Genomic DNA, 18108 nt, shown 5'->3' with positions numbered 1-18108 from the left:
CCCTATTAACAGGAGTAATTTATGGTTCTGGTAACTCGTCAAGCCCCTGATTTTACAGCAGCTGCTGTTCTTGGTAGCGGCGAAATCGTTGAAAACTTCAACCTGAAAAAACACCTGAACGGCCGCCCTGCCGTCCTGTTCTTCTGGCCAATGGACTTCACTTTCGTTTGTCCTTCAGAGTTGATCGCTTTCGACCACCGTTACGAAGAATTCCAGAAACGTGGCGTTGAAGTTGTTGGTGTCTCTTTCGACTCCGAGTTTGTTCACAACGCATGGCGTAAAACCCCAGTGGATAACGGCGGTATTGGTGAAGTTAAGTACCCAATGGTTGCTGATATCAAACGTGAAATTCAGAAAGCCTACGGCATTGAGCACCCAGATGCAGGTGTTGCACTGCGTGGCTCTTTCCTCATCGACAAAAACGGCGTGGTTCGCCACCAAGTGGTTAACGACCTGCCACTGGGCCGTAACATCGATGAAATGCTGCGTATGGTTGACGCACTGCAATTCCACGAAGAGCACGGCGATGTTTGCCCTGCACAGTGGGAAAAAGGTAAAGCAGGTATGGGCGCATCTCCAGATGGCGTGGCTAAATATCTGTCTGAAAATGCCTCTAAACTGTAATAATCGTTTAGGCTAGCCCTGCTTCGCTCAGGGGATATCAAACCAGTCAGCTCATGCTGAGCTGGTTTTTTTATGCCAAAGCTGCTTAGCTTTAACATGCAAAAAGCTAAATGGTTGCTTGAAAACTGCTACCTGACAACGAAAGGCGGGGATTGCTCCCCGCCTGGTCGCCTTACCGTTCAGATTCGTAAGCTAAAATGGCCGCAACCTCTTTGTTTCCATCTTTTAGGCGTAATTCACATAGTGATTTATGCGTTATTAATGTAAATGCCAACACTGTTATACAAACAATTAGCAGGCAGTAAACAAACGTATTTTGTGGCATATTCAGCCTCCTTGCCTTGCCTTTCGGCGGGTAAAAGGCTACCGTAATGTTGTCGTGCATTAGGGAGCCTCGTGTTGATTAACGTCAGTACGGGGCTTTTTCCTATCTGCTTTATGGCAACATCTGCTCTATTTCAAAGCAACTCTCTATCTGATTCGAACAATGCCCAAAGCAGACAGCTTCAAGCACCCGCCGCAGAGTCTATATAATAATCATTCCTATTCCCAGCTGTTCTATCTTATTCATATCCCTTTATTTTCAATCAGTTGCTTTCTCTTAATTTAATCCCAACCGAACAATACACCACCTATTAGCGTGACAATAACTCATCACTTCGCCCTCCGTAGCCAATTAATTAGCCACTATAAATATTAATTCTGCTATTAATTATTACTGGCGTGTGTTTTGCACATTCCATAAGCAGCTATTTTAAGCTGCCAGACAAAAATGACCGGGTAATCCCTGGCGGGCAGGAAATAACAGGAGTCAGAATGTTTTTGAAAAAATGGAATAAACCCTTGGCTGTTTTGGCTTTACTGGTGAGTGGCACGCTACATGCGGCTTCAACACCAGCAGTAGAAGCAAAAAATGGCATGGTTGTGACTTCCCAATATCTGGCTTCACAGGTAGGGACTGATATTTTAAAAATGGGTGGAAATGCAATTGATGCCGCGGTTGCCGTGGGGTATGCGCAAGCGGTGGTGAATCCGTGCTGCGGTAATATCGGCGGTGGCGGCTTTATGACCATTCACCTTGCTGATGGAACCGATACATTTATCAATTTCCGTGAAACCGCGCCAGCCGCTGCCAGTGCTGATATGTATTTGGATAAAGAGGGAAAAGTGACCAAAGATGCCAGTTTGTATGGCTATCTGGCTGCGGGGGTTCCCGGCACGGTTTTGGGGATGGACAGCGCACAAAAGAGATACGGCAAACTGACCCGCCAGCAAGTTATGGCACCGGCAATCAAGCTGGCTCGCGAAGGCTTTGTATTGACCCGCGCCGACACTGACATTCTGGATACCACCGTCAAACGCTTTCGTCAGGACCCAGAATCGGCACGTATTTTCCTACGTAAAGATGGTGAAGCCCTGCAACCGGGCGATCGTCTGATTCAGACAGATCTGGCGGATACATTGAGCGCAATCTCACAGCGGGGAACAGATGCATTTTATCAGGGCAAAATCCCCCAGGCAGTAGAAGCTGCAGCGAAAAAAGGTGGCGGGATCCTAACGGCGGCTGATTTTGCCAACTATAAAATCACGGAAACTGCGCCCATTACCTGTAGCTATCGTGGTTATAAATTTGTCTCATCCCCTCCACCTAGCTCCGGTGGTGTGACGTTATGTGAAACATTGAATGTGCTTGAGGGCTATGACCTGAAAAGTATGGGCTTTAACTCCGCCGCTTACATTCATACGCTGACAGAAGCGATGCGTCATGCCTATATGGACCGCAATACCTTCCTCGGCGACCCGGAGTTTGTTAAAAACCCAATTGACCGCCTGCTAAGTAAAAGTTATGCCGCTGATATTCGCAAGCAGATTATCGCCAACCAAGCGACTCCATCTGTAGAAGTTCAGCCGGGTATGCAGCCACATGAAAAACCGGAAACGACCCACTACTCCATCGTCGATCATGAGGGTAACGCCGTCTCAACCACCTACACGGTAAATGGTCGCTTTGGTGCCGTGGTCATTGCACCCGGCACCGGCTTCTTCCTCAATGATGAGATGGATGATTTTACGGTGAAAGTGGGCGAACAAAATATGTACGGCCTGGTTCAGGGAGCCACTAATGCCATCGCCCCCGGTAAGCGCCCACTATCATCCATGAGCCCGACACTGGTGACTAAGGATGGTAAGACGTTTATGGTATTAGGTTCACCGGGCGGTTCGCGAATCATCACTATTACCTTACAAACTGCATTGAATGTGATTGATCACGGTATGGCCCCGCAAGAGGCGGTGGATGCCCCGCGCATTCATCACCAATGGTTACCCGACGAAGTTTATTACGAGCAGCGTGGGGTCTCGGTAGACACTCTTAATCTACTGAAAAATATGGGATATAAGATGGTTGAACAGAATCCGTGGGGCGCTACTGAGCTGATTCTCGTCGGCCTGGCTGGCGTTGAGGGTGTCAGCCCTGCCAACTCGGGGAATGACTCTGCCGTCTCCGGTAAAGTGCGCGAAGGCTATCTCTACGGCGCCAACGATGTTCGCCGCCCTGCGGGTGCAGCTATTGGTTACTGACTGTGACTGACAGCTATTGGTGGCTAACCAGCATCTGCGACTGATGCATTGACGTGTAAAACATCCCCCATCAACGTATCGATGGGGGAAATTACTCACTGATTTACATCACAACCACATCTATCACCACGGCAATGTATGTCCTTGATAATCAATGAAACCGTGACCTCCTTTGCCAGCAGCGTGTTCAATTTGGTCAACAACCCCTTTGACACTGGTCGCTATCGTCAGTGGTGCCGCATCCCCGCCCATATCCGTTTTTACCCAACCGGGATGAATAGATAGCACGGTCAGTGTTGGGTCTGCTACCTCAGCCACCAGATTGCGGGTCATCATATTTAGTGCCGCTTTACTGGCGGAATACAGCGGCTTATGGCCGGAAGCATTGTGACCAAGGCTGCCTAACTGCGAAGACATAAAGGCCAGTACGCTATGGGGTGGATTGCGTTGCGCCAGCAGATGCTGAGCAATGCGGATGGGGGAAATAGCATTGGTTTGGAACAGCTCGAGAATCTCTTCGGGTTTTGCATCCACTGCTGATTGATGCTCTGGCCCCGAAATGCCCGCATTAACAAATATCAGATCAAACTTCTGGCCCTGTACCTGTTGCAGGAACTGCTTAATACTTTCTGGCTGATTAATATCTAATGTTAACCAATGGGCGGCATGCGCACCGGTATCTTTCGCCGCGCCGCGTGTCGTCGCCGTCACTGACCAGCCACGGCGATTAAGCTCATCAACTAACCCCAGCCCTAAGCCCCGCGATGCACCAATAATCAATGCCTGTCTTTTAGTTGTGCCCATATCATTTTCCCTTTGGTGAGTTTACCGACCAACTGTTTACACCCGTCTTATACATAGTATCTCACCCAAAGAAAAAGCGGCATTTAGCCGCTGGAATATCTTCTACTGCGCACTAAATACTAAGTTAGCACTCACTATAGCGCTCAACTAGGACTGACCTCGCCACAAAGTGACACTTTCACCTAACAATTGCAGATTGACGCCAGCCTCAGTAACATCCAGTTCGGACAACCCTTCCAGACGCCGCCACTCAGCCACATTCAGCAACGGTGAGGTGGGCAACATTATATTTATGTCGTGATTACGTTGAATTGCCACCATCACACGCTCGCGCTGGTCGCTGCGGATAAATACCAGAGAATCATCACTGGCGTGAATCACCTGACAACCACCGCGGCGCAGCGCTCTACTTTTGTGGCGGAGGGCCGCCATTCGTTGACAGAGTTTCAGCAGTTCACCGTCCCACCGGGACTCATCCCATGGGAAGGGTTTACGGCAGAATGGGTCATTGCCGCCATCTAAACCGATCTCATCACCATAAAATAAGCAAGGTACGCCAATCCAGCTAAACAGCCACACCAGCGCCATTTGCATTCGGGCCTTATCACCATTGAGCAGCGTGATAAAACGAGCGGTATCATGGCTATCCAACTGATTAAATAAGCGCAACTGATGGCTATGAGGCAATCCGGCACGATACTCATCCATCCAGTAGGCACAATCCTCGGCTTTAAGTTTTATCGGATGATAAGCCACATCAATACCCGCCAGGAAGCCGCGTACCGGCAAGGCAAATCCCATGTAATTCATTGCCGCATCTTCCACGCCAGCATGTAACCAATTGCGCGCGTCGCCAAAGTGTTCGCCCAGAATATAGGCTTGCGGGTTCTCCTCTTTCGCGGCCTGATAGATACCAGCCAAATGCGGTAAATTCCCGCAGGCTCCACCCTCCTCCCCGAGCATATGCACCACATCTAACCGCCAGCCATCAATGCTGTAAGGGGGCCGTAACCAATAACGCACCACACTATCATCACCGCGATAAATTTGATTCACCACGCCGTCATTCGCGAAGTTTAGTTTCGGCAAACTGGCATTGCCTTTCCAGTCCAGCGCCCGCCCGTCGGGGAAGAAATTAAACCAGCCACGATAGGGCGAATCCGGATGATGGCAAGCGCCGTTTGTACCTTGCTGATGGCGATCAAACCAATGATGGGAGTCACCGGTGTGGTTAAACACCCCATCGAGCACCAATTTTATTCCCGCATCTCGGGTTGCCGCGCGCAGTTGCAGAAAAGCAGGCTCTCCGCCGAGGTAGGGATCAACCTGATAATAATCTTGCGTATCGTATTTATGCACACTGGGTGCAGTAAAAATCGGGTTTAGATACAGCGCAGTTACACCAAGCTGTTGCAAATAAGGGAGTTTTTGGGTGATACCCGCCAGATCGCCACCATAGAATGTCGAGGCGGCATTCATATCATCCAGCGGCTGCTGCCACTCACGGCGGGAGACGGGATGACCCGCAGCATGGTGGGTATAACTGCCATCCTGCACGCCATGCTCACCCTGACTACTGGCAAAACGATCGGGGAATATTTGATAGAAAACTTGGTCAGCCACCCAATCAGGGCCGCTATCAGGCAGATCAATGGCAAACTGCGCCAATTGCGCCGGGGGAACCACTGAAAATCCTAACGGGCCGAACCACTGTTGGTCGTCACGCCACAGCAGTTTGAAACAGTAGCGCCGGGTAGGCTGGCCAACATCTAGTGGTAAGGTCGCGCGATAACACCAGAAACCATCACGTTGCTGCCCCTTCATCGTGAGCAACCACTCTTCATTATCTGGTTCGCAGCGTAAGAAAACCTGTGTGGGCAGGTTTTCACCTTGCAGCCATAGCGTGATGTGTAATGCGTCGCCCCGCTGACGAACAAACGGCGGGACCGGTAGATGCCAACCACTCAGCATAAAATTCTCCTGCTTTAACCAAAACGATTGCTGTTAAGGCTATCTGGTGCAGACATTAACGCCGCGACACATTCACCTGTAATAGACACATTCACCTGTAATAGACACATTCACCTGTTAAATGTAACCGGTATAAACAATGCCACGTTATGGAGGGCTTACCCTCATCTATCCGCATAAATATCGGGGATGAGGTCGGGGGCGGAGAGACTTATTGAGTTACAGAGTGATGAAATTGCAGGCTTAACACTATTACATTGAGCAAAAAAAAGCGGGAGATAAAATCTCCCTCAGACCGTTGACAAACCCCAATGACTCGAGCTTGAACGGCGAGGACAGACAGAAGAGTAAAGCGTCCGCGCCAGGGATGGCGCGGCTCGAGCCTACAGGGAAGTATTTACGGCGTCTTTACGATCTGCCTGTTCTCTCCGTCGCGGGTACTTTGTCAGCAACCTCAGGGAGATAAAATCTCCCTGTTTGATATGCAGTTCAACTCAGCATTATTCCGCTTGTTTCGCCGGCTCTATCTGTTTTTTCTGATGGTTGACCTTGAAGTAATACCCCACCAGCAACAGCGCTATCCACACTAGCCCGACATACAGTGAGACTCGAGTCGTTGGGAACCAACCAATCAGGCCGATGATAAACACCAGGAAAATGATAGCCAGAACTGATGTAAAGGTGCCACCACGTAGTGGGAAATCCAGTGCCTTAATTTGCTCTTTGCTCAGCGAGCGGCGGAAACCAATCTGAGAGAACAGGATCATAATCCACACCCAAACTGTCGCAAAGGTCGCGAGTGAAGCGATCACCAGGAACACATTTTCCGGCATGATGTAATTGAGGTAAACCGCCGTCAGCATGGCCCCCATCATCACCAACACCGTAACCCACGGCACACCGCGTTTAGAGATCGCCGCAAAAGCTTTGGGTGCATGGCCCTGCTCTGCCATCCCGTTCAACATGCGCCCAACACCAAACACATCACTGTTAATAGCAGATAACGAGGCGGTGATAACCACAAAGTTCAAAATACCCGCAGCAACAGTAATCCCCATATGCTGGAAGGTCAGTACAAACGGGCTGCCATTGGTGCCAACTTGATTCCACGGGTAAATTGACATAATGACAAACAGCGTACCGACATAGAACACCAGAATACGCCACGGCACGGAGTTAATAGCTTTCGGAATGGAGCTTTTCGGGTTCTCAGCTTCACCTGCAGTAATACCAATAATCTCAATACCACCGTAAGCAAACATCACCAGCTGCAATGATAGGATCATGCCAACAAAACCATTACTAAAGAAGCCGCCGTTGGTCCATAAATTATGGATACCGGTTGGCTGCCCACCATTGCCAATACCCCAAATGATGATACCGATACCGGCCAAGATCATGATAATAATGGTGGCAACTTTGAAGAATGAAAACCAAAACTCCAGCTCGCCAAAGACCTTAACGCTCATCATATTGACCGCGCCAATGATCAGAACCACACTTAGCACCCATACCCAGTGATCTACCTGCGGGAACCAGACCCCCATATAGATACCAAAAGCGGTCACATCGGCAATCGCCACAATCAGAATCTCAAAACAGTAGGTCCAGCCGGTGATATAGCCGGCCATCGGCCCCAGATAATCTTGTGCATAGCGCGAGAACGAGCTGGCCTGCGGGTTATTCACTGACATTTCGCCCAAGGCGCGCATGATGATAAATGCCACCACGCCACCAATCAGGTATGCCAATAATACGCTTGGCCCCGCCATTCTTATTGCATCAGCCGAACCATAGAATAAGCCTGTACCTATTGCTGACCCCAATGCCATAAAGCGGATATGGCGTGTCGTTAGGCCGCGTTTTAGCTTATTTTTGACTGGTAATTCCATGAATAAAGTCCCGTCTTTTTTCAGCAAAAAGCCACGGGGGTGAGCCGTGGCTAAAAAAATTCTATCGCTGTGCAGTTATTGCTTGGCAGCAACTTCCTGACGACAGCAGAGGCGATCGTACAACCCTACGACAACGAATACCAGCAGCGAAGGTGATAACCATGCCAGACCCTGTGCCGCCAGCGGCAGATGCTGCGTCCATTCGGGCAAGAAGTGCGCAAAGGTGGAAGCTTTCACCGCATCAAGGATACCGAACAGTAAGCTGACCAACATGACCGGAGCGACGATGCGTGAGGCGTGATGCCACCAGCGTAGAGTGAAGCTCATCAGTACCAGCACGATACATGGCGGATAAATTGCCGTCAGAACCGGAATAGAGATCTGAATCAGATGGCTCAACCCCAGATTCGACACCATCATCGAGAAGATACCGAGAATAAACACCAGTGCCCGGTAAGATAGCGGCAAGTATTGAGCAAAGAATTCAGCACAGGCGCAGGTCAGGCCCACGGCTGTAACCATACAGGCGATGAATATCAAGGCAGCCAGGAATACGCTTCCCAACCCACCAAAGGTGTGCTGCACATAAGCATGTAACACCACCGCTCCATTTTGGGCATCCGGCACCAAAGCGCCACTGCTAGAACCCAGCTTAAACAAGCTCAGGTAGACCAACGTCAAACCGACACCGGCAATCAATCCAGCCCAGATGGTATAGCGCGTCAGCAGCTGTGAGGAAACCACACCACGTGAACGGGCTGCATTGACGATAACGATACCAAAGACCAAGGCCCCCAAGGTATCCATGGTCAAATAGCCATTAACAAAACCGGAGGAGAACGGAACTTGCTGATAGGCATCCGTGGCGGGAATCAATGGGCCTGCGGGCCAAATCAGTGCAGCAATACCTAGAATAGCCAGCGCTAAAATCTTCAGTGGCGCTAGAATATGCCCGACCGTATCCAGTAAGCGGCCCGGATATAGCGAAATTCCGATAACTAGCGCGAAATAAACCACGCTATAGATAAACAGTGGCAATGGGCCATCTCCAGTCAAAGGGGCAATACCCACTTCGAACGAGACGGTTGCAGTACGGGGGGTAGCAAACAGTGGGCCGACCGCCAGATAGCAAACAGTTGCCAGTACCAGACCGGCACCGCGGCCAATCGGGGTACTCAGAGCATCAATACCACCACCGACACGCGCCAGCGCGATAACTGTAATTACCGGTAACCCAACCGCGGTAATCAGAAAGCCGAGTGCTGCCATCCAAACATGTTCACCCGATTGTAAACCTACCATCGGCGGGAAGATGATATTGCCGGCCCCGACGAATAGAGCAAAGGTCATAAAACCTAATGCCATAATATCTTTAGACGATAAACGATGACTCATAGTGATGTGCGTTGCCTAGTTAAAATGATCAAAAGAAAAAGTCCTAAGCTGTGGCCTTCCCTACGTGATCGAAACAATACAAAGCTCTGATAAACGCAAACTCCGGCGGTTAATAAGCAATCTATTTCGTCAGTATGCAGTATTTTTGAAGTTATTTGCAGGTGGAATAGGCTAACAACGGCGGTAAGTAGACAGTTTATAGCGGGGAAAGGCAAGTGAGGATCATAAAAGCAGAGTCATCATCCAGATAATTTCACCAAACCAGTTAATCGTGCCAGATTTAGAGAAATATGCACCACAAGATTTGTATCATTTATATCCAATAGTTAACAATTTATGGTCACTCTTACCCTGCTCCCTCTACTCATCGGTTGAAAATATCACCGGTTACCCGAGAGTTTTATTCGCAGGAAACAGCGCCCGATGGTATGGGCGAAAAGTGATATTGAAAGCAGACTAGCCAGCAAAGCCCAATGCTTTTCGGGTATGAGTCAATACATCAGGAGGTAGAGGCAGATAGCCATCATGGGTAGCTTGTTTCTGCCCTTCTGGCGATAAAACTCGTTCAAGGAGTGCCGCAGTCAGCGGTTCCAACGGCTGGCCCGGTGCCTTATTGATATAAATATAGAGATAGCGCGACAAGGGATAGCGACCATCTTTAACATTTTCAGGTGTCGGCAAGACAAAATCCTGCCCAGTAGCCGCCAGAGCCAATGACTTAACGCCACTGTTACGAAAACCAATACTGGCATAACCAATGCCATTTAATGACCCCGCCACTGCTTGCACCACGGAGGCTGAACCAGGCAACTCATTGACATTATTCATAAAGTCACCATCACACAGCACTCGATGCTTAAAGTAGCCATAGGTTCCTGAGGCTGAATTTCGGCTATACCGCTGCAAAGCGCGATTCGCCCAGTCACCTGTTAACCCCAATTCACCAAAGCGCTGAATCGGGCGAGGTGCTCCGCAGCGGCGATTTTGCGAGAAAATGGCATCAAGCTGAGATAAAGTCAGTTTATTCAGTGGGTTGTCCTGATGAACAAAAACCACCAATGCATCGACGGCCACTGGGACCGCCAGCGGCGGATAGCCATAACGCTGGATAAATGCGCTAACTTCACCAGCTTTCATTGGCCGACTCATAGGACCGAGCTGAGCGGCCCCAGCTGCCAACGCGGCAGGCGCAGTGGACGATCCTGCGGCCTGTATCTGCAAATTAACACCGGGATAGTGCTGATTGAAATCATCAGCCCACAAGGAGATCAAGTTGGCTAAGGTATCAGAACCAACACTGGAAAGATTACCTGACAAGGTATCAGCTGTTGAAACGGGCAGTGATGAGTGCCCGGCCGTCATCGGTGATAGCTCCACCTGTTGCGCAAGAACACCACAGCTAACCCCTAGCATGGCAGTGAACAGCGCCCATTTCCCCCATCTCATCAGCTTAGTATCCATGCAGTGTTAGGATTTGACTGCATTCTCGGCTAAAACTGCGGGAACAATCAACCGGTTCGGCAAGGTAAAGATAAATCGCGTGCCCAGACCAATTTCACTCATCACCTCTAAACGTGCATCGTGGTGGCTCAATGCGTGCTTCACAATCGCCAGCCCCAGCCCACTACCGCCCGTTTGCCGTGAGCGCGCTTTATCCACCCGATAGAAACGCTCGGTCAGCCGTGGCACATGTTCCGGGCCAATTCCCGGCCCATTGTCGCTGACCTGAAAGTGTGCGCCTTGTGGCGTTTGCTGCCAACACACCTCAATTTTGGTGCCCTCAGGGGTGTGATTAACCGCGTTATAGACCAGATTCGAGACAGCACTGCGCAGTTGATCTTCGTTGCCAAACACCTTTAACTGCTCATTTACCCGAAAAGTGATCTCGTGACGGCCATTACTCAATGCCTGTACCTCATGCTGCAATACTTTTAGCATCAACGGAATATCCACTCGCTCATTCATATCCACATTAGGTGCAGCTTCAATACGTGATAGCGTCAATAGCTGTTTAACCAGCCCATCCATGCGCTTGGTCTGCTCCTGCATCGTCCCGAGTGCTTTGTCCCGCAATGGCCCGACTAACTCCTGGTCATGCATCATTTCCAAATAGCCCTGCAATACTGTCAGGGGGGTGCGCAGTTCATGGCTGACATTCGCAAAGAAGTTACGCCTCGCCCCTTCCAACTGACGCATTTGGGTCACATCACGGGCGACCATCAGTAATTGCCCTTCTGAATAAGGCATCACGCGAAACTCAACGTAATAGCCATTATTCAATTGCAGGGTCAGTGGGCGGGAAAAAAGTTGCTGTTGCAGATATTGGCTGAACTCTGGATAGCGCAATAAGTTAAGAATATGCTGACCATTATCCTCCGGCCAACGAAACCCAAGCAGTTGCTGAGCCAGGCCGTTACACCAGAAGATATTGCCATCAATGGTGGTGATAACCACCGCATCCGGCAGTGATTCGGCACCGCTACGAAAGCGCTTGATGAGTAGTGCCAACTCGCGCCGACGCCGACGATTTCTCAGTTGCATCTGGTATAAGCCGTAAAATAGCGGCTCCCAGCTCCAACGGCCAGCAGGCGGGGTCATGCTGCGGTCTAACCACAGCCAGTGAGATAACTTAAGTTGGTTATAGAAGTTCCAGACTAGCGCCGCGAGCACGGATATCAGCAATAACCAAGGGAGATACCCGATAAAAGCACCCAGCAGTAATGCCGGCAAACAAAAAAGGGCCAGCTCTAAAGCCAGCGTTTTCCACGATAAACGTTCTAACACAACGAATTCTCCGGCACTGAAAACTCAGTAGCGCGTTGAGAAACGGTATCCAGTTCCCCGGACAGTTTGTACCATGCGGTCATGACCATCAACTTCAAGCGCCTTGCGTAGTCGACGAATATGCACGTCAACCGTCCGATCTTCTACATAAACGTTAGTGCCCCAGACATAATTAAGCAACTGCTCACGACTGTAAACACGCTCAGGATGGGTCATAAAGAAGTGCAGTAGTTTAAACTCGGTCGGCCCCATATCCAGAGCTTGCTCGTTAGCCATCACCCGATGTGAGGAGGGGTCAAGGCTTAGCCCTTGCATTTCAATCACTTCTTCCACCGCCATTGGCGATATCCGGCGCATAACCGCCTTGATGCGCGCCACCAGCTCTTTCGGCGAAAAAGGCTTGGTAATATAGTCATCAGCACCCACTTCCAAACCGCGGACTCTATCTTCTTCTTCGCCACGGGCTGTCAACATCATCACCGGAATATCTCTGGTCAATGCTTCGCGCTTCATATGTTTAATAAATTGGATACCCGAGCCACCCGGCAGCATCCAGTCCAGCAGCACTAAATCAGGGAAAGGCTCCGACAAACGAGTGACTGCGCTGTCATAATCTTCGGCTTCTAATGGTTGGTAACCATTCTGTTCCAACACAAAGCACACCATCTCACGGATTGGCGCTTCATCTTCCACCACCAGTATGCGTCTTGCCATCATCAACCCTGCCAGTAAGTTAGTGGTCACTATTTGATTTCGGGAGCCATTATGCGTCAGTTTTGTGACATTTTTATGAAAAACATCGCGCTTCTACCCGCAATAAGCATAGTGATAAATTTTACAGTAATTGCAAAATGCAGCAGCCAAGTTTGCGAGACGTCTCGGAGATTTACTTCAAGCGACTGTTTTAGCCGCGACATCCTGCGGTCAGCGTTTATAATCAGCGCCACTCTCTTTGACTGATAACCTGCCGTGCGGGAGATTTATGCGCATTATCCATACCTCTGATTGGCATTTAGGCCAACACTTCTTCACCAAAAGCCGGGCTGCCGAACACCAGGCATTTCTGCACTGGCTCATTAGGCAGATTGAAGAAAATCAGGTAGATGCGCTGATTGTCGCTGGTGATATCTTTGATACCGGCTCCCCACCTAGTTATGCCCGCGAGCTCTATAACCGCTTCGTGGTGGAGCTACAGCCCACGGGCTGCCAGTTGGTTGTTCTAGGGGGGAATCACGATTCAGTCTCGACACTGAATGAATCACGTGACTTGCTTTCCTATTTGAATACCACGGTGATCTCTTGTGCCAGTCGCAATCTCGAACAACAAATTATTACGCTGAAAAACCATCAGCAACAACCTGCGGCCTTACTCTGTGCAATTCCCTTCTTACGACCACGGGACTTGGTGACTAGTCAAGCCGGCGAATCTGGCGGGCAAAAACAGCTGGCACTGCAAGAAGCCATTGCTGCCCACTATCAGGCGTTATATCAGCGGGCCATTGAACTGCGCACCGAACTGGGTTTGCCGCTACCTATTATTGCCACCGGGCATCTCACCACCCTAGGTGTCACCACCTCAGACTCGGTTCGTGATATCTACATCGGCACACTGGATGCGTTCCCCGCCCAAGCATTTCCACCAGCAGATTACATTGCGTTGGGCCACATTCACCGGGCTCAGCAAGTGGCTAAAACCGAGCATATCCGTTACAGCGGCTCCCCCATTGCCCTGAGTTTTGATGAATTGAGCAAAGAGAAAAGTGTCTATCTGGTGGAGTTTGCCCAACAGACCCTGGCATCAGTGACCCCGCTATTCATACCGCAATTTCAGCCGATGCAGCTCATTAAAGGGGATTTGCAGCAAATCGAGCAGCAGTTGGCTAAATTTGTTGATCATCAGGGCTTACCAGTCTGGCTGGATATCGAAGTTGCCACCAAAGACTATCTCACTGATATTCAACGGCGGATTCAGGCCCTGACCGCAGATCTACCCGTTGAGGTCGTGCTATTACGTCGCAGTAAAGAGCAGCGTAACAACAGCATTGAGCGGCAAGAGAAAGAGACACTCAATGAGCTGAGTGTCGCCGATGTATTTGAACGTAGGCTCGCACAGGAGGCAGATTTAGCCGAACCACGCCAGCAGCGGATGCGCCAAATGTTCAGTCAGGTGGTGGAAGAGATCACGCAAGGTAAAGATGCCGCAGAGGAGCAACCGATATGAGAATTTTAAGCCTGCGGCTAAAAAACATTAACTCTCTGCAAGGGGAGTGGAAGATAGATTTCACTGCTGAGCCGTTTGCCAGCAACGGCTTATTCGCCATCACCGGCCCCACCGGGGCGGGGAAAACCACACTATTAGATGCGATTTGCCTTGCGCTGTACCACCAAACACCGCGCCTGAATGTCACGCCCAGCCAAAATGAGCTAATGACACGCCATACCGCAGAATCACTGGCCGAAGTTGAATTTGAGGTGAAAGGCACCCGCTATCGCGCATTTTGGAGTCAACGTCGCGCAAAAAATAGCCCCGAAGGGAATCTGCAAGCGCCTAAAGTTGAACTGGCGTTATGTGAAAGCGGCAAGATTCTGGCCGATAAAGTGCGTGATAAACTCGATAGGGTTGCTGAGATAACCGGCCTGGATTTTGGCCGCTTTACCAAATCTATGATGCTGTCACAGGGGCAATTTGCCGCATTTCTCAATGCCGACGCCAATGACCGCGCGGAGCTATTGGAAGAGCTAACGGGCACCGACATCTATGGGCGTCTATCAGAGCATGTATTCGAACAGCATAAGCAGGCCAAAACCGATCTGGATACCTTGCACCAACGGGCAACCGGTATTGAACTGCTAAATGAAGAACAACGATCAACCCTATCGCAGCAGATAGATTTGCTCAATCAACAAGAGAAACAGCTCACCGCAGATCAGTTAGTCAATCAACACCAAATAACCTGGCTAACCCATTGGCAACAGCAGCAAAAGAGCGCCTTGGAATATCAGCAACAACAAAAACTGATTGAGCAAACTCTCCAGCAAGCTCAGCCGGAGCTGCAACGGCTAGCCAGAAGTGAGCCCGCTGAAAAGTTGCGCCCCTTGCTGCGGGAACGCTCACGTAGCCAACAAGATTTGCAACAAATACAACTACGTATCACCACACTGACTCAACAACAGCAGCAACTTCAGACGCAACTGACACCACTGACTCAAGCATTAGAGCAAGCCAATTTGGCTCGCCAACAGCAGGCAGTAAAGTTGCATGAGCAAGAAGCAGTGATCGAACAAAAAGTCGTCCCGCTGGATAACACTATTGCACAGCAGCGGCACACCTTGGCGCAACTTGCTACGCAATTGCAGCAGCTACAGGGTAAGCAACAACAAGAGAGACAGCAGCTTGAGTTCAATGAGCAGCAGCAACTAAAAAACCATCAGCGCCTACAACAATTGGCGGAATATGCACACCTGCATACCCACCATCAACACTGGGAGAAAAACCTCCCTTTATGGCGTGAACAGTTCCGCCAACGGCAAATACTGCAACAACAGTCAATTGAAAGTAAACAGCAGCTACAGCAACAGGTCACATTGCTGAACACGTTACAGCAACAAATCAACACGCTGAATGAGCAAGACAAGCAACAACAGGCAGTATTGATACAAGCCAGTTCGCAGACGGGAAGCATCCAGCAGCAATTATCAGTGCTTGAGCAACAACAACCTTCAGCACAACTACGCCAACAATGGGGCGAACTCCAGCAACAACGAACCACACGGCAACAATTAGCGGCATTATCGCCTTTGGCGCAACAAGTTCAGTCACTAATCGATAAACAACAGCAGCAACTCGCTAGCCAGCAGCAACAGTTAAAACTGCTTGAACAGCAGTTGGCAGAAAAACGTCAGTTATATAAACAGCAAAAACAGCATCTGACAGATCTGGAAAGCTTGTGGGAGCGCGAAAAACAGATCGCCGGATTAGAGGCGGAAAGGGCCAAACTACAATCTGGAGAAGCCTGCCCACTATGTGGGGCGCTAGATCATCCCGCCGTTACTGCGTATCAGGCGGTAAAACCCTCAGAAACGGCTAAACGCGTTGAAGAACTTCGCCTTCAAGTCGAGCAACTCTTCACCGCCGGAACCGAATTGCGCACTCAGGTAGAAAGTGTGCAGCAACAACAGCAGCGTGTGGAGCAAGAGTTACAGCACCATCGCCAACAACTGGCTGAATATCAACAGCGCTGGCAAACATTGGCACAACCATTGGCACAACCATTGGCACTGACTTTTGCCTTGAATGAGCCTGCAGCTTTAGTGACCTGGCTAGAACAGCAGGAACAGTTAGAGCAAAAATGCCAGCTAAAACTGGCCGAGCATGAGCGTTTAAATCAACAATATCAGCAAGCTAAGGATGTTCTGGCTCAAGCTGAACAGCAGCAGCAAAAACATCTGCAACAGTTGGCATTAATCACGCAGCGTCAACATGATACCCAGCAATCTCACCAGAAGTTATTAGCACAGCATCAGCGCCAGCAGGATGAGTTAGCACTGATGCATCAGTGCTTGCATAATGCGCTGGCTGAATTATCGCTCTCAATACCTGAAGCTGACCAGCAATCGAGTTGGCTGGCACTGCGGGAAGAGGAGAGCCAACGCTGGCAGCAGTATCAACAAGAGCAACAACAACGGGTGCTGGAGCAAAAAGCACTGGAGACGCGGATTGAAGATGAGCGCCGCCATTTACAAGCAGGCGTAGATCAATTAACTGAGCTGACTCAGCAGCATCAACAAACTGAGGCCCTGCTACAACAATATCAGCAGCAGCGCGATGCCCTGTTTGGCAACCGCACTGTTAGCGAAGCGCGCCAGTTGTTACGCCGACAGCAGCAGCAGGTGGATCTGGCACAGCAAAACGCAGCGGAAGCTCTACAACTAACGCAATCCCAGCTCAACCGGTTATCCGGTGAGTTGGCGGGATTAGAGCAGCAATATCAACATAATCAGCAGCGTGCGGCGGCAGCTCAAGCTGAGTTACAGCAGGCGTTGGAGATAAGCGCGTTCGAAGATGAAGCGGCTCTGACGGCCGCGTTGCTGAGCGAAGAAGAGAGACAACGTCTGCAGCAATTGCAACAGCAATTGAGTGAGCGGCAACAACAAATCCATATTCGCCAGCAGCAAATCAACGAAGCGCTGGAACAACATTTGCAACAGTGCCCGTCGGGCGTCGATCAGATGTCTGAATTGGCGATATTGCAGCAACAGTCGGATCAACTCTCGGCACAGCTAAAAGCCAACACACTACGCCAAGGTGAGCTGCGCAATCAGCTAGACAGTGACGCTGCTCGTCGTAATAACCAACATGCCCTGTTTGAACAAATTGAACGTAGCCAGCAGCAATATGATGACTGGAGCTATCTCAATCACTTAATTGGCTCCAAAGAGGGTGATAAATTCCGCAAATTTGCCCAAGGGCTGACACTCGATCATCTGGTCTATTTGGCAAATAACCAACTCAGCCGCTTACATGGCCGCTATCTGTTGCAGCGCAAAACCAGTGATGCACTGGAGTTACAAGTGGTGGATACATGGCAAGCTGATGCCATACGCGATACTCGCACACTATCTGGAGGCGAAAGTTTTCTGGTTAGTCTGGCGCTGGCACTGGCACTGTCGGATCTGGTCAGTCATAAAACCAGCATTGACTCACTATTTCTCGATGAAGGTTTCGGCACGCTGGATGCAGAGACGCTGGATACCGCACTGGATGCACTTGATAGCCTGAATGCATCAGGTAAAACCATCGGGATCATCAGCCACATTGAGGCCATGAAAGAGAGGATTCCAGTGCAAATAAAAGTGAAGAAAGTCAACGGACTGGGTGTAAGCCGTCTAGATAATATTTTCCGGGTTAATCAAGACTGAGCAGACCCCCAATGACTGACTCAGACCGTCATTTGGATAAGCAAGCGAGCAAATCCCGATGAGCTTACTCAGGTAAGTGATTCGGGTGAGTGAGTGCCGCGCTAGCGTCAAGGGCGAAGGGCGTGCCCAAAGCCATTGG

12 protein-coding genes are annotated in these 18108 nt (G+C 50.0%); 4 read left to right on the top strand and 8 right to left on the bottom strand.

Annotation, left to right across the window (positions count from 1 at the left end):
• Positions 1-21: 21 nt before the first annotated feature.
• Complete coding sequence (locus HRK25_RS11080; protein ID WP_004873480.1) at positions 22-624, top strand: peroxiredoxin C; 603 nt, start codon at positions 22-24, stop codon at positions 622-624.
• 172 nt (positions 625-796) lie between these two features.
• Here the strand turns inward: HRK25_RS11080 and HRK25_RS11075 are convergent, their stop codons facing one another.
• On the bottom strand, positions 797-949 hold the full coding sequence (locus HRK25_RS11075; RefSeq protein ID WP_005272783.1) for a type I toxin-antitoxin system Hok family toxin: 153 nt from the start codon (positions 947-949) through the stop codon (positions 797-799).
• A 491-nt stretch (positions 950-1440) separates the two neighbouring features.
• On the opposite strand from HRK25_RS11075, the gene ggt reads away from it, so the two are divergent.
• Positions 1441-3204, top strand: a complete 1764-nt coding sequence (gene ggt, locus HRK25_RS11070; protein ID WP_099460532.1) for a gamma-glutamyltransferase — start codon at positions 1441-1443, stop codon at positions 3202-3204.
• 123 nt (positions 3205-3327) lie between these two features.
• On the opposite strand, the gene HRK25_RS11065 is transcribed toward ggt, so the two are convergent.
• The 7 genes from HRK25_RS11065 to phoB all read right to left on the bottom strand — a co-directional run bounded on the left by HRK25_RS11065 (position 3328) and on the right by phoB (position 12764).
• Positions 3328-4008 carry an SDR family oxidoreductase gene (locus HRK25_RS11065; protein WP_005272788.1) on the bottom strand — a complete coding sequence of 227 codons (681 nt, stop codon included), beginning with the start codon at positions 4006-4008 and terminating at the stop codon, positions 3328-3330.
• 147 nt (positions 4009-4155) lie between these two features.
• Positions 4156-5979, bottom strand: a complete 1824-nt coding sequence (malZ, locus tag HRK25_RS11060; protein ID WP_005272789.1) for a maltodextrin glucosidase — start codon at positions 5977-5979, stop codon at positions 4156-4158.
• Between the two features lie 500 nt (positions 5980-6479).
• Positions 6480-7871: a proline-specific permease ProY gene (proY, locus tag HRK25_RS11055; protein ID WP_005272790.1), complete on the bottom strand. Its 1392-nt coding sequence runs from the start codon at positions 7869-7871 to the stop codon at positions 6480-6482.
• Positions 7872-7946: 75 nt separating this feature from the next.
• Positions 7947-9266: a branched-chain amino acid transport system II carrier protein gene (gene brnQ / locus HRK25_RS11050; RefSeq protein WP_005272791.1), complete on the bottom strand. Its 1320-nt coding sequence runs from the start codon at positions 9264-9266 to the stop codon at positions 7947-7949.
• 456 nt (positions 9267-9722) lie between these two features.
• A complete protein-coding gene (locus tag HRK25_RS11045; protein WP_032897237.1) occupies positions 9723-10712 on the bottom strand; it encodes a PstS family phosphate ABC transporter substrate-binding protein in 990 nt (329 codons plus the stop codon).
• 21 nt (positions 10713-10733) lie between these two features.
• Positions 10734-12050 carry a phosphate regulon sensor histidine kinase PhoR gene (gene phoR, locus HRK25_RS11040; RefSeq protein ID WP_099460531.1) on the bottom strand — a complete coding sequence of 439 codons (1317 nt, stop codon included), beginning with the start codon at positions 12048-12050 and terminating at the stop codon, positions 10734-10736.
• 24 nt (positions 12051-12074) lie between these two features.
• Positions 12075-12764: a phosphate response regulator transcription factor PhoB gene (gene phoB, locus HRK25_RS11035; RefSeq protein ID WP_032899207.1), complete on the bottom strand. Its 690-nt coding sequence runs from the start codon at positions 12762-12764 to the stop codon at positions 12075-12077.
• Between the two features lie 268 nt (positions 12765-13032).
• Here phoB and sbcD point away from each other — a divergent pair, with 268 nt between their 5' ends.
• Both sbcD and HRK25_RS11025 read left to right on the top strand, forming a co-directional pair.
• Positions 13033-14271, top strand: a complete 1239-nt coding sequence (gene sbcD / locus HRK25_RS11030) for an exonuclease subunit SbcD (RefSeq protein WP_049602078.1) — start codon at positions 13033-13035, stop codon at positions 14269-14271.
• Complete coding sequence (locus tag HRK25_RS11025) at positions 14268-17969, top strand: AAA family ATPase (protein ID WP_032899154.1); 3702 nt, start codon at positions 14268-14270, stop codon at positions 17967-17969. The genes sbcD and HRK25_RS11025 overlap by 4 nt, the downstream gene beginning before the upstream one ends.
• Positions 17970-18108: the final 139 nt, after the last annotated feature.

The sequence above is a fragment of the Yersinia bercovieri ATCC 43970 genome (assembly GCF_013282745.1).
Classification (GTDB): domain Bacteria; phylum Pseudomonadota; class Gammaproteobacteria; order Enterobacterales; family Enterobacteriaceae; genus Yersinia; species Yersinia bercovieri.
The sequence above is the reverse complement of the archived record's forward strand: the minus strand, read 5'-3'. Positions and strand labels throughout refer to the sequence as shown.